The sequence below is a fragment of the Hydrogenophaga sp. OTU3427 genome (assembly GCF_038440225.1).
Classification (GTDB): domain Bacteria; phylum Pseudomonadota; class Gammaproteobacteria; order Burkholderiales; family Burkholderiaceae_C; genus Hydrogenophaga.
Genome location: NZ_JASATI010000003.1, coordinates 147,658 through 173,123, shown reverse-complemented (window position 1 = coordinate 173,123; position 25,466 = coordinate 147,658). Strand labels below are relative to the sequence as shown.

The 25,466-nt window shown below is 67.6% G+C and carries 30 protein-coding genes; 22 read left to right on the top strand and 8 right to left on the bottom strand.

Translation table 11 applies throughout. The annotated features are described in order from the left end of the window. Window positions 1-14: 14 nt before the first annotated feature. The gene (locus tag AAHB17_RS03165) at window positions 15-629 is read left to right on the top strand and encodes a DUF924 family protein (protein ID WP_342129012.1); all 615 of its coding nucleotides are present in this window, start codon (window positions 15-17) and stop codon (window positions 627-629) included. Window positions 630-650: 21 nt separating this feature from the next. Here the strand turns inward: AAHB17_RS03165 and AAHB17_RS03160 are convergent, their stop codons facing one another. Next, complete coding sequence (locus AAHB17_RS03160) at window positions 651-1,010, bottom strand: hypothetical protein (protein ID WP_342129011.1); 360 nt, start codon at window positions 1,008-1,010, stop codon at window positions 651-653. A 162-nt stretch (window positions 1,011-1,172) separates the two neighbouring features. Between AAHB17_RS03160 and AAHB17_RS03155 the strand changes: the two genes are divergently transcribed. From AAHB17_RS03155 to AAHB17_RS03125, 7 genes are all read left to right on the top strand, one after another. Beyond that, the gene (locus AAHB17_RS03155; RefSeq protein WP_342129010.1) at window positions 1,173-1,679 is read left to right on the top strand and encodes a hypothetical protein; all 507 of its coding nucleotides are present in this window, start codon (window positions 1,173-1,175) and stop codon (window positions 1,677-1,679) included. Continuing rightward, on the top strand, window positions 1,676-2,362 hold the full coding sequence (locus AAHB17_RS03150; protein ID WP_342129009.1) for an RNA polymerase sigma factor: 687 nt from the start codon (window positions 1,676-1,678) through the stop codon (window positions 2,360-2,362). The genes AAHB17_RS03155 and AAHB17_RS03150 overlap by 4 nt, the downstream gene beginning before the upstream one ends. Further along, window positions 2,359-2,718 carry a hypothetical protein gene (locus tag AAHB17_RS03145; RefSeq protein ID WP_342129008.1) on the top strand — a complete coding sequence of 120 codons (360 nt, stop codon included), beginning with the start codon at window positions 2,359-2,361 and terminating at the stop codon, window positions 2,716-2,718. The genes AAHB17_RS03150 and AAHB17_RS03145 overlap by 4 nt, the downstream gene beginning before the upstream one ends. A gap of 62 nt (window positions 2,719-2,780) precedes the next feature. Next, window positions 2,781-4,595, top strand: a complete 1,815-nt coding sequence (locus tag AAHB17_RS03140; protein WP_342129007.1) for a glutamine--tRNA ligase/YqeY domain fusion protein — start codon at window positions 2,781-2,783, stop codon at window positions 4,593-4,595. A 46-nt stretch (window positions 4,596-4,641) separates the two neighbouring features. Continuing rightward, window positions 4,642-7,476, top strand: a complete 2,835-nt coding sequence (locus tag AAHB17_RS03135; protein WP_342129006.1) for a DNA methyltransferase — start codon at window positions 4,642-4,644, stop codon at window positions 7,474-7,476. A gap of 14 nt (window positions 7,477-7,490) precedes the next feature. Beyond that, window positions 7,491-8,228 carry a HipA family kinase gene (locus tag AAHB17_RS03130; RefSeq protein WP_342129005.1) on the top strand — a complete coding sequence of 246 codons (738 nt, stop codon included), beginning with the start codon at window positions 7,491-7,493 and terminating at the stop codon, window positions 8,226-8,228. Beyond that, window positions 8,225-9,049 carry a DUF3037 domain-containing protein gene (locus AAHB17_RS03125; RefSeq protein WP_342129004.1) on the top strand — a complete coding sequence of 275 codons (825 nt, stop codon included), beginning with the start codon at window positions 8,225-8,227 and terminating at the stop codon, window positions 9,047-9,049. Before AAHB17_RS03130 ends, AAHB17_RS03125 begins: the two co-directional genes overlap by 4 nt. A gap of 9 nt (window positions 9,050-9,058) precedes the next feature. On the opposite strand, the gene AAHB17_RS03120 is transcribed toward AAHB17_RS03125, so the two are convergent. Next, window positions 9,059-10,903 (bottom strand): DEAD/DEAH box helicase, encoded by a 1,845-nt coding sequence (locus tag AAHB17_RS03120; RefSeq protein ID WP_342129003.1) that lies wholly within the window; start codon window positions 10,901-10,903, stop codon window positions 9,059-9,061. Between the two features lie 198 nt (window positions 10,904-11,101). On the opposite strand from AAHB17_RS03120, the gene AAHB17_RS03115 reads away from it, so the two are divergent. From AAHB17_RS03115 to AAHB17_RS03090, 6 genes are all read left to right on the top strand, one after another. Next, complete coding sequence (locus tag AAHB17_RS03115) at window positions 11,102-11,392, top strand: nucleotidyltransferase family protein (protein WP_342129002.1); 291 nt, start codon at window positions 11,102-11,104, stop codon at window positions 11,390-11,392. After that, the gene (locus AAHB17_RS03110) at window positions 11,389-11,730 is read left to right on the top strand and encodes a HepT-like ribonuclease domain-containing protein (RefSeq protein ID WP_342129001.1); all 342 of its coding nucleotides are present in this window, start codon (window positions 11,389-11,391) and stop codon (window positions 11,728-11,730) included. The genes AAHB17_RS03115 and AAHB17_RS03110 overlap by 4 nt, the downstream gene beginning before the upstream one ends. Before the next feature lie 196 nt (window positions 11,731-11,926). Beyond that, window positions 11,927-12,313 carry an addiction module protein gene (locus AAHB17_RS03105; RefSeq protein WP_342129000.1) on the top strand — a complete coding sequence of 129 codons (387 nt, stop codon included), beginning with the start codon at window positions 11,927-11,929 and terminating at the stop codon, window positions 12,311-12,313. A gap of 114 nt (window positions 12,314-12,427) precedes the next feature. Continuing rightward, window positions 12,428-13,042 (top strand): nucleotidyltransferase domain-containing protein, encoded by a 615-nt coding sequence (locus AAHB17_RS03100; RefSeq protein WP_342128999.1) that lies wholly within the window; start codon window positions 12,428-12,430, stop codon window positions 13,040-13,042. Next, the gene (locus AAHB17_RS03095; protein ID WP_342128998.1) at window positions 13,020-13,436 is read left to right on the top strand and encodes a hypothetical protein; all 417 of its coding nucleotides are present in this window, start codon (window positions 13,020-13,022) and stop codon (window positions 13,434-13,436) included. Before AAHB17_RS03100 ends, AAHB17_RS03095 begins: the two co-directional genes overlap by 23 nt. A 2-nt stretch (window positions 13,437-13,438) precedes the next feature. Beyond that, window positions 13,439-13,699, top strand: a complete 261-nt coding sequence (locus AAHB17_RS03090) for a type II toxin-antitoxin system Phd/YefM family antitoxin (protein ID WP_342128997.1) — start codon at window positions 13,439-13,441, stop codon at window positions 13,697-13,699. An 87-nt stretch (window positions 13,700-13,786) separates the two neighbouring features. Here the strand turns inward: AAHB17_RS03090 and AAHB17_RS03085 are convergent, their stop codons facing one another. Beyond that, entirely contained in the window at window positions 13,787-14,791 is a 1,005-nt protein-coding gene (locus AAHB17_RS03085) for a phosphotransferase enzyme family protein (RefSeq protein ID WP_342128996.1), read from the bottom strand. An 87-nt stretch (window positions 14,792-14,878) separates the two neighbouring features. On the opposite strand from AAHB17_RS03085, the gene AAHB17_RS03080 reads away from it, so the two are divergent. From AAHB17_RS03080 to AAHB17_RS03070, 3 genes are all read left to right on the top strand, one after another. Further along, window positions 14,879-15,205 (top strand): hypothetical protein, encoded by a 327-nt coding sequence (locus AAHB17_RS03080; RefSeq protein ID WP_342128995.1) that lies wholly within the window; start codon window positions 14,879-14,881, stop codon window positions 15,203-15,205. Window positions 15,206-15,515: 310 nt separating this feature from the next. After that, window positions 15,516-16,394 (top strand): Bug family tripartite tricarboxylate transporter substrate binding protein, encoded by an 879-nt coding sequence (locus AAHB17_RS03075; RefSeq protein WP_342128994.1) that lies wholly within the window; start codon window positions 15,516-15,518, stop codon window positions 16,392-16,394. Then, window positions 16,391-17,911: a class I adenylate-forming enzyme family protein gene (locus AAHB17_RS03070; RefSeq protein ID WP_342128993.1), complete on the top strand. Its 1,521-nt coding sequence runs from the start codon at window positions 16,391-16,393 to the stop codon at window positions 17,909-17,911. Before AAHB17_RS03075 ends, AAHB17_RS03070 begins: the two co-directional genes overlap by 4 nt. Before the next feature lie 24 nt (window positions 17,912-17,935). Here the strand turns inward: AAHB17_RS03070 and AAHB17_RS03065 are convergent, their stop codons facing one another. Genes AAHB17_RS03065 through AAHB17_RS03055 form a run of 3 tightly spaced genes read right to left on the bottom strand, consistent with a single transcriptional unit; the run spans window position 17,936 to window position 20,684 of the window. Continuing rightward, window positions 17,936-18,970 carry a sensor domain-containing diguanylate cyclase gene (locus AAHB17_RS03065; RefSeq protein WP_342128991.1) on the bottom strand — a complete coding sequence of 345 codons (1,035 nt, stop codon included), beginning with the start codon at window positions 18,968-18,970 and terminating at the stop codon, window positions 17,936-17,938. Window positions 18,971-18,996: 26 nt separating this feature from the next. Beyond that, entirely contained in the window at window positions 18,997-19,941 is a 945-nt protein-coding gene (locus AAHB17_RS03060) for a M14 family metallopeptidase (RefSeq protein WP_342128990.1), read from the bottom strand. Further along, a complete protein-coding gene (locus tag AAHB17_RS03055; protein WP_342128989.1) occupies window positions 19,938-20,684 on the bottom strand; it encodes a tRNA-uridine aminocarboxypropyltransferase in 747 nt (248 codons plus the stop codon). Before AAHB17_RS03055 ends, AAHB17_RS03060 begins: the two co-directional genes overlap by 4 nt. 43 nt (window positions 20,685-20,727) lie before the next feature. On the opposite strand from AAHB17_RS03055, the gene AAHB17_RS03050 reads away from it, so the two are divergent. Beyond that, complete coding sequence (locus tag AAHB17_RS03050; protein ID WP_342128988.1) at window positions 20,728-21,111, top strand: DOPA 4,5-dioxygenase family protein; 384 nt, start codon at window positions 20,728-20,730, stop codon at window positions 21,109-21,111. 13 nt (window positions 21,112-21,124) lie between these two features. After that, entirely contained in the window at window positions 21,125-21,751 is a 627-nt protein-coding gene (locus AAHB17_RS03045; protein WP_342128987.1) for a pyridoxamine 5'-phosphate oxidase family protein, read from the top strand. Window positions 21,752-21,766: 15 nt separating this feature from the next. On the opposite strand, the gene AAHB17_RS03040 is transcribed toward AAHB17_RS03045, so the two are convergent. Next, window positions 21,767-22,777 carry a hypothetical protein gene (locus tag AAHB17_RS03040; RefSeq protein ID WP_342128986.1) on the bottom strand — a complete coding sequence of 337 codons (1,011 nt, stop codon included), beginning with the start codon at window positions 22,775-22,777 and terminating at the stop codon, window positions 21,767-21,769. A 98-nt stretch (window positions 22,778-22,875) separates the two neighbouring features. Further along, a complete protein-coding gene (locus AAHB17_RS03035; RefSeq protein ID WP_342128985.1) occupies window positions 22,876-23,544 on the bottom strand; it encodes an SOS response-associated peptidase in 669 nt (222 codons plus the stop codon). A 157-nt stretch (window positions 23,545-23,701) separates the two neighbouring features. Between AAHB17_RS03035 and AAHB17_RS03030 the strand changes: the two genes are divergently transcribed. From AAHB17_RS03030 to AAHB17_RS03020, 3 genes are read left to right on the top strand one after another with little or no spacing between them, the layout of a single operon-like run. Further along, the gene (locus tag AAHB17_RS03030; RefSeq protein ID WP_342128984.1) at window positions 23,702-24,493 is read left to right on the top strand and encodes a pseudouridine synthase; all 792 of its coding nucleotides are present in this window, start codon (window positions 23,702-23,704) and stop codon (window positions 24,491-24,493) included. A 9-nt stretch (window positions 24,494-24,502) separates the two neighbouring features. Beyond that, window positions 24,503-24,976: a YeeE/YedE family protein gene (locus AAHB17_RS03025; protein WP_342128983.1), complete on the top strand. Its 474-nt coding sequence runs from the start codon at window positions 24,503-24,505 to the stop codon at window positions 24,974-24,976. After that, entirely contained in the window at window positions 24,973-25,395 is a 423-nt protein-coding gene (locus tag AAHB17_RS03020) for a DUF6691 family protein (protein WP_342128982.1), read from the top strand. Before AAHB17_RS03025 ends, AAHB17_RS03020 begins: the two co-directional genes overlap by 4 nt. The last annotated feature ends 71 nt before the right edge of the window (window positions 25,396-25,466 follow it).

Here is a 25,466-nt window from a genome sequence, read left to right as displayed (position 1 = left end):
CGCCCCCGCTTGCCATGAACACCCTGCCCGCCACCGCCGCCGACGTCCTGCATTTCTGGCTGGGCGATGACTTGAAACGCGACTGGCCCGAACCGCACCGGGGCGACCTGTGGTTCCAGGGCGGCGCGGCCGTGGACGCCGAGATCAGCACCCGCTTCGGCCCGCTGGTGGCGCAGGCGGTGGCTGGCGGCCTGGCCGACTGGGAGACCGCGCCCATGCGGCGGCTGGCGCTGATCCTGCTGCTGGACCAGTTCACCCGCAACATCCACCGGGGCCAGGCGCAGGCCTTTGCCGGCGACACGCGGGCGCAGGCGCTGGCGCTGCGCACCGTGGCGCAGGGCGAGGACATGCCCCTGCCCCGGGCGGCCCGCCTGTTCGTCTACATGCCGCTGATGCACGCCGAAGACCTGGCGCTGCAGGAGCGCTGTGTGGCCTGCTTCGAGCAACTGCTGGCCAACGCACCGCCCCCGCTGCGCGACACCCTGGCGGACAACCTGCGGTATGCCCAGCTGCACCGCGACATCGTGGCGCAGTTCGGGCGTTTCCCGCACCGCAACGCGGTGCTGGGCCGCGAGAGCAGCGCGGCCGAACTTGAATTTTTGAAGGACGGCCCACGCTTCGGTCAGTGAACGCGGGCCGCCATCGCGGCCTCAACGGGCCCCGGGTCGCGCCTGGCGGTCGTGTTTGGCGTGGGCGATGCGGGCACTGGCGCGGTCTTGTGCCAGCTCCACCCGGGCCGCCTCGCGCCGGGTGACCACACCATCGGCCTCAGTGCGGCGTTCCAGGCGAGCGATGTGGCGCTGCTCGCGCGCCAGGCGGCGGGTCTCGCCACGGGTCAGTTCGCCCGAGGCCACACCCTGTTCGATGCGCTCGGCCTGGTGCGCCTGCCGGCGATCCACCCGGGCCGACTGGGCATCGCCGGGCGCCTGGGCCCAGGCCTGGACCGCGCCGGTCGCCAGCACGGCCAGCATGAGGCCACGCAGGGCCACGGAAGATTTGGATTGACGCATGACAACTCCTTGAAAAAGAACACGGGACTCACCTCCCACGACCACCGGTTCAACACCGCTGCCCGTGTACCGTTTGAACCCGCCGCAACGGCTGGCCTTATGGCGCTGCGCCCTTGTCCGAGCCCAAGCGCGGGGCTTTGCGCGGGCCGCGTAAGAGAACACATGTTGAGCGGTTCAACCGTCACCATGTCCACCGTCAGCCCCCACGCCACCATCGCGCCACGCCGCTGGCCCGGGTTGCGGGCCTGCGCCACTGCCCTGCTGCTGGCCGCCGGCGCGGCCCAGCCAGCGATGGCCGGCCCCACCGTGCCCGACCCGCAGGCATGGGCCCGTCTGAGCCCGGCCGAGCAGGCCGAACGCCGCGCCGACATCCAGCGCCAGCTCGACAAGCTGAGCCCGGCCGAACGCCGGGCCTTCCGGCGCGAACTGCGCGACCGGCTGGCCAGCCTGACCCCGGCCGAGCGCCAGGCCCTGGCCGGCCAGACCCGCCAGCAATGGGCGCAGCTACCGCCCGCTGAACGCGCCGCCCTGAGCGAAGAACGCCGCGCCCGCCTGCAGGCCATGAGCCGGGCCGAACGCGCCCAGCTGCTACAACAGCGGCGCGACCTGCTGGAGCGCCTGAGCCCGGCCGAACGGGCCGCCCTGCGTGAGAAACTGCCCCTGCGATGACACACCTGCCCCACCGCCTGCCCACTGCGTGGACCTGGGTGCCGCCTCCCGGCCCCGCGGCCCCTGGCCTGACCCTGGTGGCTGCCGCCACCCGCCTGGTCGACCGCGCGCGCCGCGCCCTGGGCCTGCCGCTGGACGGCTGGGCCCTGTGGCGCCAGGCCACCGGCGGCGATCCCGCCAGCGCGCAGGCCCTGGTGCGCCACCTCACGCCGCCCGCACTGGCCCTGGCGCGCCAGATGCTGCGCCGCCACGAAGACGCCGAAGACGCGGTGCAGGACGCCTTTCTGCGCCTGTGGAGCGCCCAGCCCGACGACCAGCGCGGGGCGCAGCTGTCCACCTACTTCCACACCATCGTGCTCAACCGCTGCCGTAGCCACCTGGTGCGCCAGCGCGAGTTGCAACTGGAGCCCGCCGAACTGGACATGCTGCAGGACCAGCAACAGGCGCACCAACAGGACCCGCACACCGACACCGCGCTGACGGACGACCCGGGCCGCCTGCACACCGCCCTGGGCCAGCTGCCGGCGCGCCAGCGCATGGCCCTGGCCATGTGGGCCTATGCCGATGCCGAGGTGGACGACATCGCCCGCGCGCTGGAGATCGCGCCCAACGCCGCGCACCAGCTGCTGTTCCGCGCCAAACGCGGCCTGCGCGAGGCGCTGCAAGCCCAGGACGCGCCATGAACCGCCCCACCGAGCCCACCCCGCCCGTCAACGACCTGCGCGCTGCCCTGCGCCAATCGCTGCACCGCGCCGATGCCGCTCCTGCAGAGAGCGACGCCGATGCCGCAGCCGAAGCCCTGCAGCAACGGGTGCTGGCCCAGTGGCAGCAGCGCCACGCCCACCTGCACACCCACCCCGCCTGGGCCGTGGCCGGCGGCAGCACGGGCGGGCGCCGCCCGGCCACACGCTGGTGGCTGGCCGGCACCCTGCTGGTGGTCCTGGCGCTGGGCCTGGCCTGGAGCCAGCGCCCCGACCCGACGCTGGAGGAACTGCTGCAGCCCGATGTGTTGTCGCAGATGGGCCTGGGCGAGCTGTAAACCGGGGCGCTGCGGGCGGCAGCACACCGGTGTTGGGCCGGGGTGGCGCCTAGAATCCGGGCATGAGTCAGAAACCCGCCTCCCCCGCCGAAGCCGAGCACAAAGTCAGCAACTTCCTGCGCCAGATCATTGAAAAAGACCTGGAGCAAGGCACCTACGCCAGCCGCCGCTGGGCCGGCAGCCCCGGCGACGCCGCCCACCACGCGGCCGGCCAGCCCGACCCGGCCAAGATCCGCACCCGCTTTCCGCCCGAGCCCAACGGCTACCTGCACGTGGGCCACGCCAAGAGCATCTGCCTCAACTTTGGCCTGGCGCGCGACTACGGCGGCGTGTGCCACATGCGTTTTGACGACACCAACCCCGAGAAGGAAGACACCGAATACGTCAACTCCATCCTCGACGCGGTGCAGTGGCTGGGCTTCAACTGGGACGCCAACGGCAGCAGCCACCTCTACCAGGCCAGCGACTATTTCGACTTCATGTACCGCGCGGCCGAGTACCTGGTGCAGGCCGGCCACGCCTACGTGGACGAACAGACCGCCGAGCAGATGCGCCTGGCGCGCGGCGACTTCGGCAAACCCGGCGTGGACAGCCCGTTTCGCAGTCGCACGCCCGAGCAGAACCTGGCGCGCTTCCGCGAGATGCGCGACGGCCAGCACGAGGATGGCTCGATGGTGCTGCGCGCCAAGATCGACATGGCCTCGCCCAACATCAACCTGCGCGACCCGGCCATCTACCGCATCCGCCGCGCCACCCACCACCACACCGGCGACAAATGGTGCATCTACCCGATGTACACCTTTGCCCACCCCATCGAGGACGCGCTGGAGCAGATCACCCACAGCATCTGCACGCTGGAATTTGAAGACCAGCGCCCGTTCTACGACTGGCTGCTGGAGCGCCTGTGCGAAGGCGGCCTGCTGCACAGCCCGCCGCCGCGCCAGTACGAATTCGCCCGCCTCAACCTCACCTACGTCATCACCAGCAAGCGCAAGCTCGCGCAGCTGGTGTATGACCACAAAGTCAGCGGCTGGGACGACCCACGCATGCCCACCATCGTCGGCCTGCGTCGCCGCGGCTACACGCCCGAGAGCATCCAGCTCTTTGCCGAACGCATCGGCGTGACCAAAAGCGACAGCTGGATCGACTACGGCACGCTCGAAGGCTGCCTGCGCGAAGACCTGGAAAACAAGGCCCACCGCGGCATGGCCGTGCTCGACCCCGTCAAGCTGGTGCTGACCAACTGGGCAGAGGCCTTTGGCGCTGACGATTACACCGAAGACTGCACCCAGCCCGCCCTGCCCCACTCGGCCATCGCCGAAGGCCAGACCCCGCCGCCCGACCGCGTGTTCAAGATCGGCAAAGACCTCTGGATCGAACGCGAAGACTTTGAAGAAGTGCCGCCCAAGGGCTACAAGCGCTTGTTCCCCGGCAACGTGGTGCGCCTCAAAGGCGGCTACGTCATCGAATGCACCGGCTGCGCCCGCGACGCCAACGGCCTGGTGACCGAAGTGCACGCCAAAGTCATCCCCGGCACCAAAAGCGGCACGCCCGGCGCCGACAGCGTGAAAGCCAAAGCCGCCATCACCTGGGTGAGCGTGGCCAGCGGCGTGAGCGCCGAAGTGCGCCTCTACGACCGCCTGTTCAGCGACCCCCAGCCCGACGCCGGCGGCAAGGACTTCATCGAAGCCCTGAACCCGAACAGCCTGAAAGTGGTGACCGCCTACGTGGAGCCCTCACTGGCCGCCGCGCAGCCGGATCAGAAGTTCCAGTTCGAGCGGTTTGGGTACTTTGTGGCGGATCGGGTGGATCACGTGGCGGGTGCCAAGCCGGTGTTCAATCGGGTGACGGGGTTGAAGGATTCGTGGGGGAAATAGACTCGCGAGGCGGGAGCGTGAGCAGCAAACAAAAATCAGGGACGGTATGCCACTTTCTTGGAACGAAATTAAAAACAAAGCGCTGGCGTTTTCCAAACGCTGGGAGGACGCCACCCGGGAAGATTCGGACGCCAAGCCATTCTGGATCGATTTTTTTGAAATCTTCGGCATCAGCGACAAGCGCGTCGCCAGCTTTGAGCACGCGGTCAAGAAGCTGCCGGGCGCCAAGGCCCGCACCGATGGGTTTGTGGACCTATTTTGGCCCGGCATGCTGCTGGTGGAGCACAAGTCTCGCGGCAAGGACCTGGGCAAGGCGCTAGACCAGGCCATGGGCTACCTGCCCGGCATTGCCGAGCGTGATCTGCCGCAGGTCATCGTGGTGTGCGACTTCGGCCACTTCCGCGTCCGCCACCTCGCGTCGGGCGACACCCGCGAGTTCGCGCTGAAAGACCTGCACAAGCACGTGCGCCAGTTCGGCTTCATCGCCGGCTACAAAACGCAGGAAATCAAGGCGCAAGACCCGGTCAATATCCGCGCAGCCGAGCGCATGGGCAAGTTGCACGACGCGCTCAAGGCCAGCGGCTACGAAGGCCATGCGCTGGAGGTGCTGCTGGTGCGTCTGCTGTTCTGCCTGTTTGCAGACGACACCGGCATCTTCCAGCCCGCGCAGGCCATGCGCCAGTTTGTGGAAGAACGCACCAGCGAAGACGGCTCCGACCTCGGCCCCCGGCTGGCGCAATTGTTCCAGGTGCTCAACACACCCGAAGACAAACGCAGCCGCACGCTGGACGAACAACTGGCGGCCTTCCCTTACGTCAACGGCAAGTTGTTTGAAGAACCGCTGCCCATGGCCGACTTCAGCCGCGCCATGCGCGAAGCGTTTCTGGACGCCTGCTCGCTCGACTGGTCGGCCATCAGCCCGGCCATCTTTGGCAGCCTGTTCCAGAGCATCATGGACGAAAAGGCCCGCCGCAACCTGGGCGCGCACTACACGTCGGAAGAAAACATCCTCAAGCTCATCAAGCCCCTGTTTCTGGATGAGCTCTGGGCCGAGTTCCACAAGGTCAAAAGCAACAAGAACCGCCTGTTCGAGTTCCACAAAAAGCTGCGCCTGCTGACCTTTTTTGACCCCGCCTGCGGGTGTGGCAATTTCCTGGTCATCAGCTACCGCGAACTGCGGCTGCTGGAGCTGGAAGTGCTGCGCTCCAGCTATACCAGCGGCCAGCAAACGCTGGACGTGCACCAGCTCATCAGCCTGAACGTGGACCAGTTCCACGGCATCGAAATTGAAGAGTTCCCGGCCCAGATTGCGCAGGTGGCGCTGTGGCTGATGGACCACCAGATGAACCTGCGGGTGAGCGAAGAGTTCGGCCTGTATTTCGCCCGCATCCCGCTCAAGAGCACGCCGCATGTGGTGCACGGCAACGCGCTGCAACTGGACTGGAACGACGTGCTGCCGGCCGAGCGCTGCAGCTACGTGCTGGGCAATCCGCCGTTCGTAGGCGCCAAGTACATGGACGACGCGCAGCGCGAAGACACGCGGCTGGTTTTTATTGGCATCGAAAACGCCGGTTTGCTGGACTTTGTGGCGGCCTGGTACGTCAAGGCCACGCTTTACATTCAGATGGTGCCCCGAACCGGAATCGAACCGGCACAACCCGCGTGCGCCTTCGTGTCCACCAACAGCATCTCGCAGGGCGAACAGGTGGGCGTGCTCTGGGGCTGGATGCTGGCCCAAGGCGTGCACATCCAATTCGCGCACCGCACCTTCAGTTGGACGAACGAGGCCAAGGGCAAGGCCGCCGTGCACTGCGTGATCGTCGGCTTCGGTCTGGAAGACCGGCCGGGCAAGACGATCTATGAGTACGAGGACATCAAGGGCGAGCCGCTGGCGGTGCCGGCACACAACATCAACCCGTATCTGGTGGACGCGCCAGACGTGGTGCTGCGCCGACGGAGCAAGCCGATCAGTAAAGTCCCCGAAATCGGTATTGGCAGTCAACCCATCGACGACGGAAACTACCTGTTCAGCACTGAAGAGCGCGATGCTTTCATTGCCATAGAGCCAGGCAGCGCGAAGTGGTTCCGGCGCTGGCTGGGATCAGTCGAGTTTCTCAATGGCTATGAGCGCTGGTGCCTCTGGCTGGGTGATTGCCCACCTGCAGAACTGCGCGCCATGCCCGAGGCGATGAAACGAGTGCAGGCAGTTCAACGCTTTCGCCAGCAGAGCAAGCGAGCATCCACCGTCAAGATCGCTGCAACGCCGACACGCTTTCTTGTACATAACATGCCGGACCAGCCATATCTCGTGATGCCGGAAGTGTCTTCCGAGCGCAGGCCGTTCATTCCTTTTGGATTCGAGCAACCCGCCACTTTGTGCAGCAACCTGGTCAAGGTCGCACCTGAAGCCACGCTTTACCACTTGGGCGTGCTTTCCAGCACCATGCACAACGCATGGGTCCGCTACACATGCGGTCGGTTGAAGAGTGACTTCCGCTACTCCAAGGACATCGTCTACAACAACTACCCCTGGCCCGATCTGCCAGCCGATGCCGCGCCCGGCACGCCCGCGCACAAAGCCCGCGCCGCCATCGAAACGGCTGCACAAGGTGTGCTCGATGCCCGCGCGCAGTTCCAACAAGGCGATCAGCACGCATCCTTGGCCGACCTGTACGACCCGCTGACCATGCCGCCCGCGCTGCTCAAGGCCCACCAGAAACTCGACGCCGCAGTGGACGCCGCCTACGCCCTGTGCGGCGGCAAGAAGAGCTGGAAAAACGACGCCGAACGTGTGGCCTTTCTGTTCGAGCTGTACCAGCGCATCACTAGCCTGCTGCCAACCGGCAAACCGAAACGTAAACGCCCGGTGTCAACAAATTAACCGGAGGGAACGTGATGAATCCGCCCGTTCTTGTGATCCAGATAGTTGAGGTCATTGGCCCTGCCGCCCAAGGCAAGTCGATCCCCTTGCTGTGTCGTGGGGCGGATGGGCACCGCTACTACGTGAAGGGACAACAAACCAACCGTGCGAGCCTGTGGCGGGAGTGGATTTGTGGACACCTGGCCGGGGCGCTGGGTCTGCCTCTGCCGCCTTTTGCCTTGGTGCAACTTGACCCGGAACTGGTGAGAGAGCTGCCAAAGGATCAGCAGGCCATCGGTTCGTTGCCCGCCTTCGGCTCCCGCGAGCAGCCTCACACCACCTGGCTGGAACTTGGCATCAGCCAGCGGGTGCCGGCCAGTCTGCAACGTGATGTGTTGGTGTTCGACTGGTGGGTGCGCAACACCGACCGCCTGCGGGGCAACACCAACTTGCTCTGGGACACCGAGCACGAGGGGCTGGTGGTGATTGACCACAACCTGGCTTTGGACATGGATTTCAAGGCCTCTGAGTTCCAGACGCAGCATGTGTTTTCCGACCAATGGCCAGCACTGACCCAGGACCTTGTGTTGCAGGCGCAATACCTTCAGCGCCTGAGCGAGGCCTTTCCCATGGCCCACAAAGCCTTGGCGAGTGCACCAGAGGAGTGGCTGTGGGAAAATTCCGAGTTCGACATTCCCACCCGTTTTGACCGCGCCGAGGCGCTGCGGGTGCTGGAACGGTGTGCAAACCCTGACTTCTGGAGAACGGTATGAAACTGGTCGCGTGCCGATACGCCGTGGTTCAGTTCGCGCCTTACCGCGAAACGGGGGAGTTCGCCAACGCGGGTGTGGTGCTGATGTGCCCTGAGACGGGTTTCTTTGATTTCAAACTTCAAACCCGCCGCACCAAACGCATCACCGATTTCTTTGACGAACTGCCACGTGATTTTTATGTGCGCGCCGTCAAGGCGATGAGAGACGAACTTCTGCGGATGGCCAAAGTGGTAGCCGATGCACCCAGCCACGGCCGCGCCGACTACCTGCGTCAAGTCTTCGACAGCCTGATCCACCCTCGCGAAGCCATGGTGCGCTTCAGCGCGCCCCGGGCGGTGATGACGGCCGACCCTGCGATCGAACTGAACAACCAGTTTGATCACCATGTGGATCGAGCGTTCGCCACGCCCGAGTACGTGGAGCAGGTGATGGAGAAGCGCATCAAGGCCCTGCTGGGCGGGCTGCAGCTACCGGCGCCCTTCATGCCTCTGCGGGTTGGAAACGATGAGTTTCATGCGCGGTTCCAGCTGGTACAGGAGCAGGACGGGGTTCTGACGAAGATCATCAAACCCTTCCACCTGAATCAGGCGGAAACCGTGGGCATCTACGATCACGGCGACGCTTGGTTGCAGAAAATCAAGCGCCTGCGCGACCGCAGGCTGTTGCCCGATGCTGTGCTGTTCGCCGTCAAGGCACCGCCGCAAGCCGATGCCAAACGCCACGCCGCCTACAACGAGATTTGTAGCGACCTGCGGCAGCTGGATGTTCAGACGGTGGACGAAAACGCGGAACGGCAGATCGCCGATTTCGCTCTCGACTGACAGGTCCGTTCAGCCCGCCTGGGCGGTTTGAAGCCTCGCGCCAAACCGCCCTTCCCCGCCCATCCCGATGATCAACCGCTGCGTGGCCCGCGTAGCGCCCACGTAAAACAGCTTGGCTTCTTCGCGCTCGTCTTCGCCCGGGGCGGGCATGTGGCCCGCGCCCACCAGCGCCACCACCGGGAACTCCAGCCCTTTGCTGGCGTGCATGGTCAGCACCTTGATGGTGTCGGCGGCGGGGTCGAAGCTTCCCGCGCCTTTGCGCACCTGGTGCGGCAGGCCGCGCTGGCGCAGCACGCCGGCGCATTCGTCCATCTCGCTGTAGTGCCGGCAGATGATGGCCATGTCGCCCCAGGCGTGGCCTTCCTGGTGGGCTGAGCCTAAAAGCTCGGCCACGCGCGTGGCTTCGGCCCGCAGGCTGGGGAGGCGGATGATGAGCGGCGCTTCGCCGTCGCGCCCGCAGCTCACGGGCTTGAGCATGGGGATGCCGTCTTCGTCTTTGTCTTCGGCGGTCAACAGATCAGCGGCCACGAGGCTGGCGGTTTGCAGAATCTGCCGCGTGTTGCGGTAGTTGATCTTGAGGATGGTGGTGCGCCCCTGCGCCTGGATGCCCACGCTCTTGAAGCTGAACTGCTTGCTGCGGCTGCGTTCGTAGATGCTCTGCGCGTCGTCGTACAGCACGAGCAGGCTGTTGGTGGCGGGGTCCACCATCTGCGTGATGAGCTTGAGCCACTCGGGCGCGAAGTCGTGGCCTTCGTCAATGAGCAGGGCCTGGTATTGCCCGCTGGGGATCTGTTTGCGGTCCACGCCGGTGATGACGCGCTGAACCATGTCGGCCATCTTGTCAGCGACGGACTGGTTGTTGGCGGGCAGGGTCTGGCCAAAGGCGACGAGCTGGTCGCGGCACCATTTGTGAAAGTGCACCGCGTGCACGCGGTCGGCGATGCCTTTGGCGGCCATCACGCGGGCGAGCTGCTTGGCCAGCGGCTCGTTGTAGCAAAGCATGAGGATGGGTTTGTTGGCCACCTCGGCCTGTGACATATGGGCCTTGGCCAGGTGCTCGGCGCGGTAGGCCAGCAGCATGGTCTTGCCCGAGCCGGCCACGCCGTGGATGACGCGGTGCCCGTCGCCCAGGCTGCGCGCCAGCTGCTCCTGCTGGATGTCCATCACGCGCATGATGCTGGGCAATTCGGCCGCATCTTCGGCCGCGTCAAACAGGGATCCCTGCACCGGCACGCGCACCTCGGGGAACATGATCCAGCGCACGCGGTCCAGCTGCGGGAGCGACATGACGCTGCCAAACGCATGGGGGAACATGGCCCACAGCCGCTGCTGAAACTGCTCCGGGTCGGTGGACTCGGTCATTTCGTCGGAGCAGATGACGTGATGCGGCTCGATGGCCTCGCCCAGCCCGGCGCTTTCAAACTGCTTGCGCGTGATGCGGGTGAACACCACGCCGTGGCCCCAAGGAAAGGCCAGTTTGCCCTGGTGGGCGCCGGCGGGCTGCACCAGTTGCGCATCGCGCTCCAGCGCGTTGACCACCTGGATGGCGCAATGCCGCGCCTGCGCCAGCGGGTTGATGACGACCTTGAGCTGGCCGTCTGGCGCGATCTCCCAAGCCTGGCGGGTGGCGCGGCGTATGGTCTCCAGCCGCCAATCCTTGGTTTCCAGGATCAGCAGGCCGCGGCGCGGGTGCAGCACCACAAAGTCCGGGTGCGACTGTTTGGGGCCAACGGGCACGTCGTACCAGAGCAGGTAGTCGTCCTCCAGCTTCTCTTCCAGCCGTTCAGCCAGCCGCTTTTCGCCGCTGGTCATGCGCGAAAGGCAGCTGCCCAGCGCAGGTATCAGTGTCGCCATCGTGTGTTGCTTGTCGGTCGGTTATCCACCGTCCGGTATCAATTTTGCGATTTTTGACAGGTCAGGTGGAGCGTGTCAAGGAAAGACGCGAAAAACGCCGCGCCGATGCGACGAGATCACATGAACATGGGGCTGGGCAATGGGGTCGGGGGCGTTTGACCGCACCGAAGGCGCGGCCCAGTAGCTACACTCAGCCTCATGCGCCCCTCTCAAGCCCTCGCACAACACCATGACGCCGTGTGCAGCGCCGCGCGGCGTTATCGCGTGAGCAATCCGCGCGTGTTCGGATCGGTGCTGCATGGCCACGACGCGGAGGGTAGCGACCTTGATTTGCTGGTCGACCTGCTGCCGGGCGCCACGCTGTTTGATTTGGGCGGTCTGCAGGACGAACTGGAGCAGTTGATGGGACTGCGGGTGGACGTGCTGACGCCCAAAGATTTGCCAGCCAAGTTCCGCGATCAGGTTCTGGCCGAAGCGCGACCGCTGTGAGCGACCTTCGTCTCACCGATTTCCTGGAGCACATGCAGCAAGCCGCTGCAGACGCGATGGCCTTCACTGAGGGCATGAGCCAGGACGACTTTCTGGCCGACAAGCGCACCCAGCAAGCGGTGATCATGAGCCTGATCGTGCTGGGTGAAGCGGCCACGAAGGTGATGGACCGTTACCCCGACTTCGCCAACCAGCATGCGCAGGTTCCGTGGCGCAACATGCGCGGCATGCGCAACCGCATTGCGCACGGCTATTTCGAAATCAATCTGGGTTTGGTGTGGGACACGGTGCAAACAGCGCTACCACCGCTGGTGATTGCGCTGCGGGGAATGGCTTGAAGTTGTCCACCAAAGGCGGGAAGCGCGGGACGATCAGCGAGTCTGCGGTCTGACACTTCAGGCGCTCAGGCCACTAACGGTCATTGCCGGGGTCAGGTCTTGCCATTTGCCACACGAGCACCTGTTGGCTGCGTGGCCCCGCAGCCAAGGATCTCTGGAGCAGCATTCCATTTCGCTCATCCACAAGGGAAGCACCATGCCCATCACCGCAAAAACGCTCACCGCTCAGGCAATGCAGCTCCCGCCCGACGAACGCCTGGCGCTGATGGACCAGCCGCTGGACGCGCTGGACGAGCCAGATGCATCGCTCGATGCGCTTTGGGCCAAAGAGGCAGAGTCGAGGCTAACCACCTACCGCCATGGCGAAATTCAGGCCAAGTCTTTGTCTGACGTGATCGCGAAGAACCAAGCTGATTGCCAGCGCTACGGCATCCGTCGGCTGGAGGTGTTTGGCTCCGCCGCGCTGGGCGACGACTTCGTGCCCGAGAGCAGCGACGTGGACTTTCTGGTGGAGTTCGCGGCGGACGCCCGGCCCGATCTGCTTCCGTCGGTTCAGGCGCTGCTGGACGCACTGGACGGCTGAGCCGGGGAATAGCCCGCCCCCCTTTTAGGGCAGATTTCTCGTTGCGCACCTGTTGCGGCACTTCTTTAATAACCCTAATTGGGTATGATTGAACCCAATATGGGTACTTCAAAGATGTCCTCTTCGTCATCCGCCGCCGACGCCCTCTTCCCCAAGGTGCGCCAGCGCGTGCTGGCCGTTCTGTTCGGCGCGCCGGACCGCAGCTTCTACACGAACGAAGTGATCGGCCTGGCGCAGTCGGGCGCCGGCGCGGTGCAGCGCGAACTGGCCGATCTGGCCGGGGCGGGTTTGCTCACGGTGCGCAAGCAGGGTAACCAGAAGCACTTTCAGGCCAACGCGGCGTCGCCCGTGTTTGCCGAGTTGCGCGGGCTGGTCCTCAAGACGATGGGGCTGGCCGATGTGCTGCGCGCCGCGCTGGCGCCACTGGCGCCGCAGATCGCGCAAGCCTTTGTGTTTGGCTCCATTGCCAAGCAGCAGGACACGGCCAAGAGCGACGTGGACCTGCTGGTGGTGAGCGACACGCTGGGCTATGGCGATGTGTTCGCTGCGCTGGAAGGCGCCAGCCAGACGCTGGGCCGCACCATCAATCCGGCGCTGTACACCGCCGCCGATTTCCGCGCCCGGCTGCAGGGCGACAATGCGTTCATCCACCGCGTGATGCAACAGCCAAAGATATGGCTGATCGGCCAGGAGGAGTCACCGCGACATGAGCCCACCCCACCCACTTGAAAGCCTGAGCCGCCCTGGCGGTTCGCTCAAGCCCGAGCCACCGGACGCTGCGGAGATTGCCGGCCTGCTGCACACGGGCCGTGCCCGCCTGATGGATGCAGGCAACACCACTCTCGCGCTGGAAAGCCGGTTTGATTTGGCCTACAACGCGGCCCACGCCTTGTGCCTTGCCGCGCTGGGCGCCAAGGGCCACCGGGCCGGCAACCGCTACATCGTCTTTCAGGTGCTGCCGCACACGCTGGGGCTGGGGCCTGAGGTCTGGCGGGTGCTGGACCTGTGCCACAACAAGCGCAACCTGGGCGAGTACGAAGGTCTGTTGGAGGTGGATGAGCGGCTGGTCAAGGATCTGATCTGGGCGGCGCAGCGCGTGGCTGATGCACTGGCGGCGGCGTAAAGTTGGCTTCAGATCAAGGTCGACGCACCCTCACCGCCAGCGAAACGCGCGCCAACCTGTGCCGCTTGATGGACCAGACGGCCGAGTCGCACCAGCCTGCGACCATCGTGGGCAAAGGCCATGACGCGGTGCTGGTGTCCGCCGAAGACCGGCAGGCGAGTCAGGAACCGCTGTCCCTGCTCTCGGTGCCCGGCATGCGGGAGTCGATCAAGGAAGGCATGGTCGAGCCCGTGGAGGTTTGTGCCACGGTGCCGGGCTGGTGAGGTGGGCCGTTGTCTTTGCGAAACACGCGCAGAAAGACGCGCAAAAGCTCGCCGTCAGCTTCCCCGACCGGAGCGCCTGCTGCCCCGTCAAACCGCCGGCATCTCCAACCCCTCCCACTGCCCCAACAGCTTGACCTGCCGATGCAGGTAGTCGGTGGACATGGCCTGCGAGCCCCACACCGGCACACGCCCGGCGTATTCGCCCAGCAGCCAGAACTGGCGCACGGCCACAAACAGCGGCAGGGCGGCCAGGTCGGCGTCGCTGAGGACACGCACTTCGCGGTAGGCCGTGATGAACTGGCGCCAGCGTGTGGCCGCTTTGTCGCTCCACAGACCGTCCACCGCACGCGGGTGCAGCCACCACGGGTACACCGCCAGTTCGTAGGCCAGGTGGCCGGGGCCACATTCGTCGAAGTCAAAAAACACGGCCTCGCGTTCGCCGTTGTCGCGCACGGCGATGAAGTTGTTGTCGCTGTGGGCGTCGCCGTGGCAGAGCACCTGGGTCAGCGCGCCCAGCGACAGAATGCGGTTGTGCAGGCGCTGGCCCAGCGCTTCGAACTGCGGGCGCAGTTCGGCGGTCATGGTTGGCGCGCGCAGCAGCCGCTGCAGGGGGAGCAGCAACAGGTAGTCCAGATCAAGCGTGTAGTGGCTGGCGCTGCTGTGCAGGCCTTCGCCGGCGGTGTGCAGCCGCGCCAGGCCACGGCCAAAGGCCTCGATGTTGGCCGGCAGGTCGCTGGTGGCTTCGCCGCTCAGGTGTTCGAACAGCATGACCGCCCGTTCGCCCTCGGGCAGTTGCACACGCAGGGCCACCTCGCCGCTGCGGGTGGGCAGGCTGGTGGCCACGGGGCAGCCGCCCGCGCGCAGGTGTTGCAGCACGTCGGCCTCGAACTGCAGCTGGGGCGCGCCGCGTGGGCGTTCGGCGCAGAGCCGGGCCACCACGTGGCGCCCATCGGCCAGCGTGAGCCGGTACACCTGGTTGAAGCTGCGGCGCAGAAACTCCCCCGCGACCACCTCGCCCAGCGGATAGTGGGCCTGCACCAGTTGGGCCATCGCGGCGGCGGTGGGCGTCGATTGCGCGATGTCTATCCCCATGTTCTTCTCCCTGAAAAGGGGCGCGATTATAGAGATTGGCGCGGTGCTGCCCGGCGGGGTGGCCGCTGCGTCTACAGTTCACATGCCATGGCCCGCCGACCCCACCACCACGTCTATGTGATCGAGCTGCACAAGGACGTGCTGTTCGAGCCCAAATTCCGCAAGTGCAACCCCGGCTACGTGGACGGCCAACCCTGCGTGTACGTGGGCATGACGGGGCTGGACCCGGACGTGCGTTTCGACAAACACAAGGCGGGCATCCAGGCCAACGCCTATGTGCGCAAGTACGGCCTGCGCCTGCTGCCCGACCTGTACGAAGGCTTCAACCCGATGCGCTACGAAGACGCGCAGGCGCGCGAGGTCGAGATCGGCATCGACCTGCGCTCGGCCGGCTTCGGGGTGTGGCAGGCCTGAGGCACGGGCCACTGCCTTCCAGCCAGACAAAGCCCGGGTTTCGCAATCGCGAATTGCCGCGAGGGACCCAAGCGAACACCATCGGCCGCTGGGTTGGGCCCGCGCCTGCCCGCCCTCAACCGACCCGACACAACACAACACAACACTCAAGGAGACAACGTGACCCTGCCTTTCACCACCCCGACCCCACCCGCGCGCCGCCGCCTGTTGGCCGCCGCGCTGGCATCCGGCCTGGCCGCTGGCCTTTCGTTCGGCCTGGCGCCCGCCCTGGCACAGATGCCGGCGCCCACGCCCCCCCCCCAGCGGCGCGGTGCTCAAGCTCATCGTGGGTTACGCTGCCGGCGGCCCGGTGGACATGGCGGCACGCGTGTTCGCGCCCGTGCTGGGCCGGGAGCTCGGGCAGAACGTGATCGTGGAAAACCGCCCCGGCGCTGCCGGCGCCATGGGTGGCGCTGCGGTGGCCAAGTCGGCGCCCACCGGCGGCGAGCTGTTTTTTGCCGCCAGCCCCACACTGACCATCACCCCTCACGTGATGAAGGCCATGCCGCTGGACGTGCGCAAAGACCTCGTGGCCGTCGCCCCCATCCTCAGCTACGCCAACGTGCTGGTGGTTAACAACGACCTGCCGGTCAAGAACGTGCCCGAGCTGATCGCCTACGCGCGTGCCCACCCGGGCAAGCTGGCCTTCGGTTCGGCCGGCATGGGCGCCTCCAACCACCTCAGCGGCGAGCTGTTTGCGCGGCGCACCGGCGTGAACATGACCCACGTGCCCTACCGGGGCAACGCGCCGGCCATGGCCGACGTGATGGGCGGACAAATCCAGTTGATGTTCGACATCATCGGCAGCGCGCGGGGCTACATCGGTGGCCAGAAAGTGCGCCCGCTGGCCGTGACCTCGCGCGAACGTAACCCGGCCTTGCCCGACCTGCCCAGCATGGCCGAACTCGGCGTGCCCGACTACGACGTGGGCGGCTGGTTCGGCCTCTACGGCCCGCAGGGCATGGCACCCGAGCTGTTGCAGCGCCTGGCCGGTGCCACCGCCAAGGCCCTGACCGACGCCGACCTGCGCAAACGCTGGGCCGAGCAGGGCTACGTGGTCTGGACCGGCACCGGCGCCGACCTGCACAAACGCCAGCTGGACGAGCTGGCGCTGTGGGGCGAAGTGACCAAGGGCATGAAGTTCGAATGATGGTCTGGCAACACATCCACCAGCTGTTCGAGCAGCGCGCCGCCGAAGCCCCGGACCAGCCCTTTCTGTTTGCGCCCGACGAAACCGTGACCCTGGGCGCACTCGCCGCCCGTGTGGCGGTCTTGGCGGCCGAGCTGCGCGAGGCCGGCGTGGGCGTGGGCGACCGGGTGCTCATCGTCGCCGAAAACTGCCCGGCCCACGTGGCGCTGGTGCTGGCCTGCAGCCGCGTCGGTGCCTGGTCCTGCGGGGTGAATGCGCGCATGTCGGCCGGCGAAGTGGCCGCCTTCGAGGCCAAGGCCGAGCCGCGCCTGACCTACTACACCAGCACAGAGTCGGACGCCGCCGCGGCCCACGGCCGTGCCGCCCAGGCCCACCCCAGTGCCCTGCCCGGGCTGGCACGCAGCGGGGTGCGCAGCAGCGCCCGCACCGAAACGGGCGCGCTGGCCGAGCAGGTAGCGGCGGTCATCTTCACCTCGGGCACCACCGGTGCACCCAAGGGCGTGCTGGTCAGCCACGCGGGGCTGCTGCAGTTCGCCCGTGCGTCCAGCGCCTCGCGCGCCCTGGGCCCGGCAGACCGCTCCTACGCCTACCTGCCCATGACCCACATCTTCGGGCTCGGCACGGTGCTGATGGCCTCGCTGCACGCCGGGGCCGGCCTCGTCATGCGCAGCCGCTTCGAGCCGGCCGACGTGTTCGACGCGCTGGCCCACCACGGGGTGTCGCAGCTGCAAGGCCCGCCCATGTTCTTCAGCCGGCTGCTGGCCTGGCTCGACCAGCAAGGCGTGGCCCGGCCGCCGGCGCCCGCGCTGCGCTACCTCTACACCGGCGCCGCCCCGCTGACGCTGGCGCTCAAGCAGGCGGTGGAGGCGCGTTTTGGCCAGCCCCTGCACCACGGCTACGGCCTGTCCGAGTACGCCGGCGCCCTGTGCGTGGTGCCGCTGGGCCAGGCGCGCGACGACACCGCCGCTGGCCACCTGCTCGAAGGCGGCGAACTGCGCATCGTCGGCCCGGACGGCGACCCCCTGCCCGACGGGCAGACCGGCGAAATCTGGATGCGCGGCGTCGGCCTGATGCCCGGCTACTTCCGAGACCCGCAAGCCACCGCACACGTCATGCGCCCGGGCGGCTGGTACGCCAGCGGCGACCTCGGCGTGGTGGGCACCGATGGTGCGCTCACCGTGGTCGGGCGGCTCAAGGAAATGATCATCCGCTCGGGCTTCAACGTCTACCCCGGCGAGGTCGAGGCCGCGCTGGCCGCCTGCCCGGGGGTGGCACGCTCGGCCGTGGTCGGGCACGCCTGCGCCGACGGCAACGAGGAAGTGATCGCCTTCGTCGAACCGGCGCCTGGCCAGGCGCTGGACCTGGACACGCTCCGGGCGGCACTGGCCGAGCGCCTGTCGCCCTACAAACGGCCCAGCCACCTGGTGCCGGTGACCGACATGCCCATGACGCTGAGCGGCAAACTGCTCAAGCGGGAGATGCTGGTGCAGTGGCTGGCGCAGCGGGCCGGCGCCTGAAGCGAGGGCAGCGGCGGACCGCCGTCAGCCTGGGGCGAGTGCCTGGACCTGGTTGCGCCCGCCGTGTTTGGAGCGGTAGAGGGCCGCATCGGCGTCGTTGATCCACTCGCGCAGGCCGGGGTGGCGGTCGCTGGCCAGGGCCAGGCCGATGCTGCCGCTGACCTGCAGCTCGGGCACTTCGCGGATGCGGATGGCCTGGATGCGCTCGCGCATGCGCTGGGCGATCGCCAGCGCGTCGTCCAGCCGGGTGCCGGGGCAGACCACCGCAAACTCGTCGCCACCGTAGCGGCCGGCCCAGTCCGAAGGGCGGATGCTCTGGCGCAGGATCAGTCCGACAGCGCGGATGACCTCGTCGCCCACCGTGTGGCCAAACCGGTCGTTGATGGTCTTGAAGTGGTCGATGTCGATCATCATCAGGCAGGCCGGCTGGGCGCTGGCGCGAAAACGATCAAAAGCCTCGCGCGCCAGTTGCAGCCAGTGGTCGCGTCCGAACAGGCCGGTGTGGGCGTCGGTGCGGCGCAAGGCCTCCAGCATCTGGTTTTGCCGCGCCACCGTGCGGATGAGGCGGTAGCTGCTCACGCTCACGGCCAGCGTGTGCATGCCCAGCAGCGGCAGGCAGCACACCACCACCAGCAGCGAACTCTCCCACCGGGGTTCGGGTTGCAGCCAGAGCGTGAGCACCAGACCACTGCCGACCAGGCCCGGCAGCGACCGGAGCCACAGCCGGTGGATGCCGCTGCTGAGCTTGTCGAAGGTGGTGACCATGACCAGTACCACACAGGGCAGGAGACAGAAGTGCATCAGCGGCACCCAGGCGCCGGCAATGGCAGAGTCGAGCAGCAGGTTGCGCGTTTCGGCGCGGTGGGCGTCGGCGGCCAGGCGCGCGTGGAGGTAGGCCAGGTGGGGCCACACCAGGCAGCTCAGCACCATGAACGCCCACTCGGGCCAGCCGGCCTGTTGCTCGTACAGCACGGCCGACACCAGCAGGCCCCCCAGCGCCATGCCAAAACCGCGCAAAGGGTAGATGTGTTTGTGGATGTGTTGACGCTGGGCGGTCATGTCGGGGCGGGACGGGTCGGACGGGGTCAGCCGGCGGTGCGCGCGGCGGTGCCGGCGTGGGCCACAAAATCCAGCGCCGCACACACCGCAGTCACTTGCGCCACCACACACTGCTCGGGCGTGGTGCGTGGGCTGTCGGGGTAGACCTCGGTGGTGGTGGTGTAGCGCGCGCCGCTCGCGCCGGCGCACAGGCCCAGGGGGCCGAAGGCGTAGCGGATCACACCGGGTGCAACCACGGGCGAGCCGATGATCTGGCCGCGCGCGTCGGCGGGCGCGATGTGGGTGACACGGGCCACGGCGGCGATGATGGCCTGCTGGAACGCGGGCTGGGGGTTGTTGACGTCGTCCACCAGATAGAAACCGTCGGGAATGCCGCCGGGCTCGAACACCTGGCCGTCGCGCGCGGCCAGCGCGGGGCGGTACTCGCTTTCGTCGGTGTCGGTGGTTTCGTGCAGGTCGATGTGGGCCGTGAACTGCCCATGCAAGGGTGCGAGCAGCCGCATGAGCGCGGCCGACTCCTGCGCCGGGCTGGGCGTGCTGAAGGCGCGATTCGGGTCGACGGCGTCGAAGTTCCAGCGGTGGATGCGCTCGTAGGCCCAGGGGCTCACGCAGGGCACGACCAGCAGGTTGGCCCGGCCGGCGTAAGCGGGCGCGTGCTGGTCCACAAAACGCAGCGCGCCGCGCACGCCGCTGGTCTCGTACCCGTGCACACCGCCCGTGACCAGCACCGTGGGCCGGCCGGGGTGCCAGTCGCGCGAGCGCAGGGCCAGCAATGGGAAGCGCTCGTCCGCATAGACCACCTCGCCGTAGGGCAGGAGGTCCAGGCGTGGGGCCAGGCGCGTGGCCTCGGCCAGCACATCGTCCGCATAGCTGCGCTGGCGCACCTGGCGGGCGCGCCAGGCGGCGATCTCGGGCGCGCCCCAGGGTTGGCCGGGGGTGCCGATGTGACCGGTGGTGGAGGGCGCCGTCATGCCGGCGCTCCGGTGGGCACGCCCGTGCTCAGGCTGGCCAGCCGATGGTGGGCTTCGCTGTCGCGGTCCAGCCGCAGGTTGCGTTTGGCGCTGAGGTAGTGGGTGGTGAACACGTCGAGGTAGGCGGCCAGGGTTTCGGCGGCGTGGGTGTCGCCGGCCAGGGCCAGGCACTGGGCGGCCACTTCGGAGGTGCAGAAATGCTGCTCGTGCAGGGCGCGGCGCAAGCGGTAGTTGGACGCGTGCCCGGGCCGCAGGCTGAGCACGGGCAGCCGGTCGAGGTAGGGGCTGCGGCGGAACATTTTTCGCGCCTCGGACCAGGTGCCGTCGAGCAGCACGAACAACGGCCGCTTGCCACCGGCCGCCGCCGGCACCTGCACCTCGGTGACCACGCGTTCGGGCGCCACGTACTCGCCCGGGAACACCACGTAGGGCTGCCACTGCGGGTCATTGAGCAGCGCCAGCAGGGCCGGGTCCACCGCCACGCGCGACCAGCCGAAGGCCCAGGTGTCGGCCACCAGATCGGCGATCAGCCAGCCGGTGTTGCTGGGCTTGAAGGGCTCGATGTCGGCCATGATCAGGCACATGCCGGCCCGCGCCGCCACGGTGGGGCGCAGGGCGCACATGCAGTGGCTGGCCATGAGGCGGCAACCGCCACAGCGCGCGGTGGCCGAGCCACGGGTGACAAAGGGCTTGGTGCTGGCGGCCAGGCGCGTGGCGCGCAGGCGGGAAACGGCGTGGCTCATCCCGGAAATGTAAGCGCAGCCAAAGTCTGCGATCATGCCGGGCATGACCGATGCCGCCCCCGCTGCCCCCGCCGAGCCCGTCATCCACGGCTACCACGCCCACGTGTATTTCAACGCCGACACGCTGACGCAGGCGCGGGCCCTGTGCGAAGCCGCGGCCGCGCGCTTCCCGCTGAAGATGGGCCGGGTGCACGAAAAGCCGGTGGGCCCACACCCCGACTGGAGCTGCCAGCTGGCCTTCAAGGCCGCGCTGTTCGCCGACGTGGTGCCGTGGCTGGCGCTGCACCGCGCCGGCCTGGTGGTCTTCATCCACCCCATCACCGGGCACGACCTGGTGGACCACCGCGACCGCGCCCTGTGGATGGGCGCCGTGCGGCCGCTGGAACTGAGCGTGTTGCCTGAGCACTCGGTCCACTACGACCTGTAGGCCCGCCCCGAACATGACGCCCACGACCCTCACCACCCTGGCCGACCTGCGCGCCCTCTACGGCCCCGCGCGCGAACGCTCGCTCAAGAAGGAACTGACCCAGCTGGACGTGCACGCCACGCGCTTCATTGGCCTGTCGCCACTGCTGGTGGTGTCCAGCGCCAGCGCGGCCGGGGCGATGGACGCATCGCCCCGGGGCGGCGCGCCCGGCTTCGTGCAGGTGCTGGATGCCCACACCCTGCTGATCCCCGATGCCCCCGGCAACAACCGGCTGGACACGCTGGAAAACATCATCGAGACCGGCCAGATCGGGCTGCTGTTCCTGGTGCCCGGCGTGGACGAAACCCTGCGGGTGAACGGCCGCGCGGTCCTGAGCACCGAGGAAGCGGACCGCCAGCGCTGCGCCGACGAACGCCGCGTGCCCCAGTTGGTGATCCGGGTGACGGTGGCGGCCGCCTGCCTGCATTGCGCCAAGGCGCTGATGCGCTCGGCCCTGTGGGACGCCAGCCGCCACGTGGACCGCGCCGTGATGCCCAGCATGGGCGAGATGCTGCGCGACCAGATCGGCGACCGCATGGGCGCCGACGCCGTGTTCGAAACCCAGGCGCAGATGCTGGAGCGCTACCGGCAGACGCTCTAGCCTGGCGTTGCGGCCTCATTTTTCCGGCACGGCGATGCCACCACCCTGGCGGCCGGTCTGCTGCTTGAGGCTGGGTTCACCGAACGCGACCTTTTCGCTGCGCACGTCGTTGATGAGGGTGATGACAAAGGGCTTCAAGGGCACGAAGTCGAAACTTTTCTCGACCACCAGATAGCGCTGGAAGCTCGGTGCGCCGCGCAGGCCGCCGCGCACCGACTGCACCTGCCGGAACCGCCGGCTGCCCGACCGGGCCCAGCGTTTCAACTCCCGTGGCGACAGCCCCGCAAGGGCGTGCACAAACGCGGCCTTGGCCTTGAAACGGATCCAGGTCTGTCCGCCCGCGGGGATGGCGGTGGAGTTGGCCCGCACGGTCTCCAGCACGCTGCCCGTCGGGCTGTCGGGGGTGGGCGCGCCCATGATCTCCAGCCGGAGTTCGAGCTGCAGCGAGGTCTCGGCCCCCTGGTTCCTGACCAGCACGTCGAGCTGCCGCTCCGAGCCCGGCACGCCCTTGAAATCGACAAACTTCAGGTCGGTGAAGGGGCTGGGGTCGCCCTCTTTCCAGACCGGCGCCAGCATGGGCTGCTGGGCCTTGTCCCACAGGTACACGTTGTCGCCTTCGTTGGTCTCGGCGACGTGGCCGTACAGGTCGGCCGTGAAGCGAAAGCCGTGTTTGAGGCCGAAATCCTGGTGGCTGATGGTCTTGGGCAACTGCATGGAGAAACCCACCACGCAGTCGTTGCTGCCGGGGTAGGCGTCCAGGCCATCGAGCTGGTAGGTGGACACGTGTTGGGTGCCCAGGGCGGCCGTGGCGCCCACGAAGACCTCGAACACGACACCGAATGGCCCTGCCGCCGCGGTGGGCTGCTTGGGGTCCATGGCCCGCAAGGCCGGCGCCGCGCCCGGCGGGCTGTTGGCGTTCACCACCGTCACGTGCGCAAACCAGGGCTGGGCCGTGTCGTAGCACGGCATGCCTGGCTTGGCCTCTTCCAGTCCGTCAAAAAACACCCGCAAATTGGGCAGTGCCATGTGATCTCCCTGTGTGTTGTATGAAGTGGCATATTTGCCACTTTCATTCTCACACAGGACCGCGAAGGGGCACAGCCCCTTGGCACGCGCTGCTTCTGCTACTTCCTCTCGACCGGGTTCGCGGTCAGCCAGTTGGCCGGGTAGTGGCGCATGAACTCGCGCGCCTTTTCGGGGTGGGCCACGTTGAGCCAGGCGTCGAAGGCGCCTTCGCCCAGGATGGCCGGCATGCGCTTTTCGCTGCCGGGGTGCTGGTAGCGGTGCATCAGCGCGTGGTTGTTGGCGTTGAGGGTGAGCAGGGTGAAGCTGATGATCTCGGCGCCGTCGGCACCGGCCCAGCGTTCCCACAGGCCCGCCACGCCCATGGGCTGGCCGTCCACGCGGGCGATGCGGGTGGGCACTTCCTTGCCGCTGCGCAGGTCGTCCTCGAAAAAAGCCATCATGGGCACGATGCAGCGCTGGCCCTTGAGCCAGGCGTCGCGGAAGTTCTTGGAGGTGGTGACGGTCTCCGACCGTGCGGTGACCAGCTTGGGCGAGCGCAGCTTGGCGTCGGAAGCCGACTTGACCCAGGGCGGCACCAGGCCAAACTGCCCCCCCACCAGTTCGCGCCCGCCGCCGCCCTCAAGCGCCGGGTCGCCTGCGGCCCGGCGGATGAACACACCGGGCTTGCGCGGCCACATGTCGCGCGGCGGCATCCCATCGGGCGCCGGCAGGCCAAAGGCTTCGGGGTAGAGGGTGGCCTGGGGCAGGCTTTCGTAGTGGACGGTCATGGGCCCATGCTAGCCGACGCCCGGACAGGCCACCGAGTTGTACCCACGGACTGTGAATGGAGCTGTGGACAAGCCCGGGGACATCCGCGCCAGGCCGCGCCGCCATTGGCCTGGCGGGGCGTGCTCAAATACCGGGCATTCCCCGCATCCCCTGCCCATGAACACCTCCCTGCCCCTGATCTGGCGCGACGAACACCTGGTGGCCGTGCACAAGCCCGCCGGCTGGCTGGTGCACCGCACCGGGCTGGACGCGGGCGAGACCCGCTTTGTGCTGCAGGCGCTGCGCGACCAGCTCGGGCAGCTGGTCTACCCGGTGCACCGGCTCGACAAAGGCACCTGCGGCGTGTTGCTCATGGCCCTGCACCCGGACGCGGCACGCCGGCTGGCGCAGGCCTTCGAGCAGCACACGGTGCACAAGCGCTACCTCGCGCTGGTGCGCGGCTGGGCGCCCGAGCGCGTCGAGGTGAACCACGCCCTGCGGCCCGACGACGCACCGCCCGATACCCCAACACAGGAAGCGCTCACCCACTTCGAACGCCTGGGCCGGCTCGAATGGCCGGCGGCGGCCGATGCGCGCCACGCCACCACACGCGCCTCGCTGGTGGCCGCCATGCCCCGCACCGGGCGACGGCACCAGATCCGGCGCCACCTCAAGCACCTGGCCCACCCCATCATTGGCGACGCCACCCACGGCAAGGGGCCGCTGAACCGCTGGTGGGCCGGGCAACTGGGCCACCAGCGGCTGTGGCTGCACGCGCAGGCGCTCGACCTGGTGCACCCCTACAGCGGCGTGACGCTGCGTTTGCACAGCGGCCTGGTGCTGCCGGGCCAACAGCCGCCGGACAGCGCGGCCGCTGCACACCCCGATCTGCGGCACTGGCAACAACTGATGCAGCAAGCAGGGGTATGGGCCTGGGACAGGCACCCCGGCGAGCCGACGGACAGATAATTTCGCGCCATGGCAACGACCCTCACCCTCTTTCCCCTGGGCTGGCAGCATTACCTGCTGGGCGGCGTGTTCATTGGCACCGGCGTGGCGCTGCTGTTCGTGTTCACCGGCCTGGTGGGCGGCATGAGCAGCGTGTTCTCCAGCACCTGGTCGTACCTGGTCCAGCGCCCGTACTTTCAACAAGCCCGCTACACCGACACGCGGCTGTGGCGGCTGGTCTATGCAGCGGGCCTGGTGCTGGGCGCGTGGCTGTGGTGGCTGCTGCTGGGTGACGGCACGCGCGGCGGCACGGCGGTGCCCGTCTGGCAGTTGGTGGCGGGGGGCTTTCTGGTCGGCTACGGCGCGCGGCTGGGCAACGGCTGTACGTCAGGCCATGGCATCTGCGGGCTGGGCTCGCTGCAGTGGCCGTCGCTCTTGGCGGTGCTGACCTTCATGGCCACGGCCTTCATCACCGCCAACCTGGTGACGAGGTGGCTGGCATGAGCGCGCCCCCGATGTCGCCTGGGCGCCTGTTGGCCATTCTGGCGGCGGGCGTGTTGTTCGGCTTCGGGCTGGCGCTGTCCACCATGGTCCGGCCTGAAGTGGTGCTGGGCTTTCTGCGCTTCACCGACTTCGGCCTGATGCTGGTGATGGGCGGCGCCGTGGCGGTGACGCTGATCGCCTACAAGCTGATGCCCCGTGTGCTGAAGCAGCCGCTGCTGGGAGGCTACTTCCACACGCATGTGGCCCACCTCAACCGGGACACCCTGCAGGGTGCGGCCATTTTTGGCATCGGCTGGGGCCTGTGTGGCGTCTGCCCCGGACCGGCGATTGCCGGCCTGGGCACGGGCAACTGGAGCCTGTTGTGGGCGCTCGGCGGCATTGCGCTGGGTGCGCTGGTGCAAGGCCTTCGCGCCCGCTGAAGCGCCCGCGCAGTCGCTTACCATTGCCGCACGGCGCCGAGCCCGGCACCGCCCCAACCCACCACGGAGGC

Bases quoted from the DNA above. Each gene is read 5' to 3' on its own strand.
- AAHB17_RS03165 (WP_342129012.1), top strand. From the start codon at position 15: ATGAACACCCTGCCCGCCACCGCCGCCGACGTCCTGCATTTCTGGCTG.
- AAHB17_RS03160 (WP_342129011.1), bottom strand. From the start codon at position 1,010: ATGCGTCAATCCAAATCTTCCGTGGCCCTGCGTGGCCTCATGCTGGCC.
- AAHB17_RS03155 (WP_342129010.1), top strand. From the start codon at position 1,173: ATGTTGAGCGGTTCAACCGTCACCATGTCCACCGTCAGCCCCCACGCC.
- AAHB17_RS03150 (WP_342129009.1), top strand. From the start codon at position 1,676: ATGACACACCTGCCCCACCGCCTGCCCACTGCGTGGACCTGGGTGCCG.
- AAHB17_RS03145 (WP_342129008.1), top strand. From the start codon at position 2,359: ATGAACCGCCCCACCGAGCCCACCCCGCCCGTCAACGACCTGCGCGCT.
- AAHB17_RS03140 (WP_342129007.1), top strand. From the start codon at position 2,781: ATGAGTCAGAAACCCGCCTCCCCCGCCGAAGCCGAGCACAAAGTCAGC.
- AAHB17_RS03135 (WP_342129006.1), top strand. From the start codon at position 4,642: ATGCCACTTTCTTGGAACGAAATTAAAAACAAAGCGCTGGCGTTTTCC.
- AAHB17_RS03130 (WP_342129005.1), top strand. From the start codon at position 7,491: ATGAATCCGCCCGTTCTTGTGATCCAGATAGTTGAGGTCATTGGCCCT.
- AAHB17_RS03125 (WP_342129004.1), top strand. From the start codon at position 8,225: ATGAAACTGGTCGCGTGCCGATACGCCGTGGTTCAGTTCGCGCCTTAC.
- AAHB17_RS03120 (WP_342129003.1), bottom strand. From the start codon at position 10,903: ATGGCGACACTGATACCTGCGCTGGGCAGCTGCCTTTCGCGCATGACC.
- AAHB17_RS03115 (WP_342129002.1), top strand. From the start codon at position 11,102: ATGCGCCCCTCTCAAGCCCTCGCACAACACCATGACGCCGTGTGCAGC.
- AAHB17_RS03105 (WP_342129000.1), top strand. From the start codon at position 11,927: ATGCCCATCACCGCAAAAACGCTCACCGCTCAGGCAATGCAGCTCCCG.
- AAHB17_RS03100 (WP_342128999.1), top strand. From the start codon at position 12,428: ATGTCCTCTTCGTCATCCGCCGCCGACGCCCTCTTCCCCAAGGTGCGC.
- AAHB17_RS03095 (WP_342128998.1), top strand. From the start codon at position 13,020: ATGAGCCCACCCCACCCACTTGAAAGCCTGAGCCGCCCTGGCGGTTCG.
- AAHB17_RS03085 (WP_342128996.1), bottom strand. From the start codon at position 14,791: ATGGGGATAGACATCGCGCAATCGACGCCCACCGCCGCCGCGATGGCC.
- AAHB17_RS03080 (WP_342128995.1), top strand. From the start codon at position 14,879: ATGGCCCGCCGACCCCACCACCACGTCTATGTGATCGAGCTGCACAAG.
- AAHB17_RS03070 (WP_342128993.1), top strand. From the start codon at position 16,391: ATGATGGTCTGGCAACACATCCACCAGCTGTTCGAGCAGCGCGCCGCC.
- AAHB17_RS03065 (WP_342128991.1), bottom strand. From the start codon at position 18,970: ATGACCGCCCAGCGTCAACACATCCACAAACACATCTACCCTTTGCGC.
- AAHB17_RS03060 (WP_342128990.1), bottom strand. From the start codon at position 19,941: ATGACGGCGCCCTCCACCACCGGTCACATCGGCACCCCCGGCCAACCC.
- AAHB17_RS03055 (WP_342128989.1), bottom strand. From the start codon at position 20,684: ATGAGCCACGCCGTTTCCCGCCTGCGCGCCACGCGCCTGGCCGCCAGC.
- AAHB17_RS03050 (WP_342128988.1), top strand. From the start codon at position 20,728: ATGACCGATGCCGCCCCCGCTGCCCCCGCCGAGCCCGTCATCCACGGC.
- AAHB17_RS03045 (WP_342128987.1), top strand. From the start codon at position 21,125: ATGACGCCCACGACCCTCACCACCCTGGCCGACCTGCGCGCCCTCTAC.
- AAHB17_RS03040 (WP_342128986.1), bottom strand. From the start codon at position 22,777: ATGGCACTGCCCAATTTGCGGGTGTTTTTTGACGGACTGGAAGAGGCC.
- AAHB17_RS03035 (WP_342128985.1), bottom strand. From the start codon at position 23,544: ATGACCGTCCACTACGAAAGCCTGCCCCAGGCCACCCTCTACCCCGAA.
- AAHB17_RS03030 (WP_342128984.1), top strand. From the start codon at position 23,702: ATGAACACCTCCCTGCCCCTGATCTGGCGCGACGAACACCTGGTGGCC.
- AAHB17_RS03025 (WP_342128983.1), top strand. From the start codon at position 24,503: ATGGCAACGACCCTCACCCTCTTTCCCCTGGGCTGGCAGCATTACCTG.
- AAHB17_RS03020 (WP_342128982.1), top strand. From the start codon at position 24,973: ATGAGCGCGCCCCCGATGTCGCCTGGGCGCCTGTTGGCCATTCTGGCG.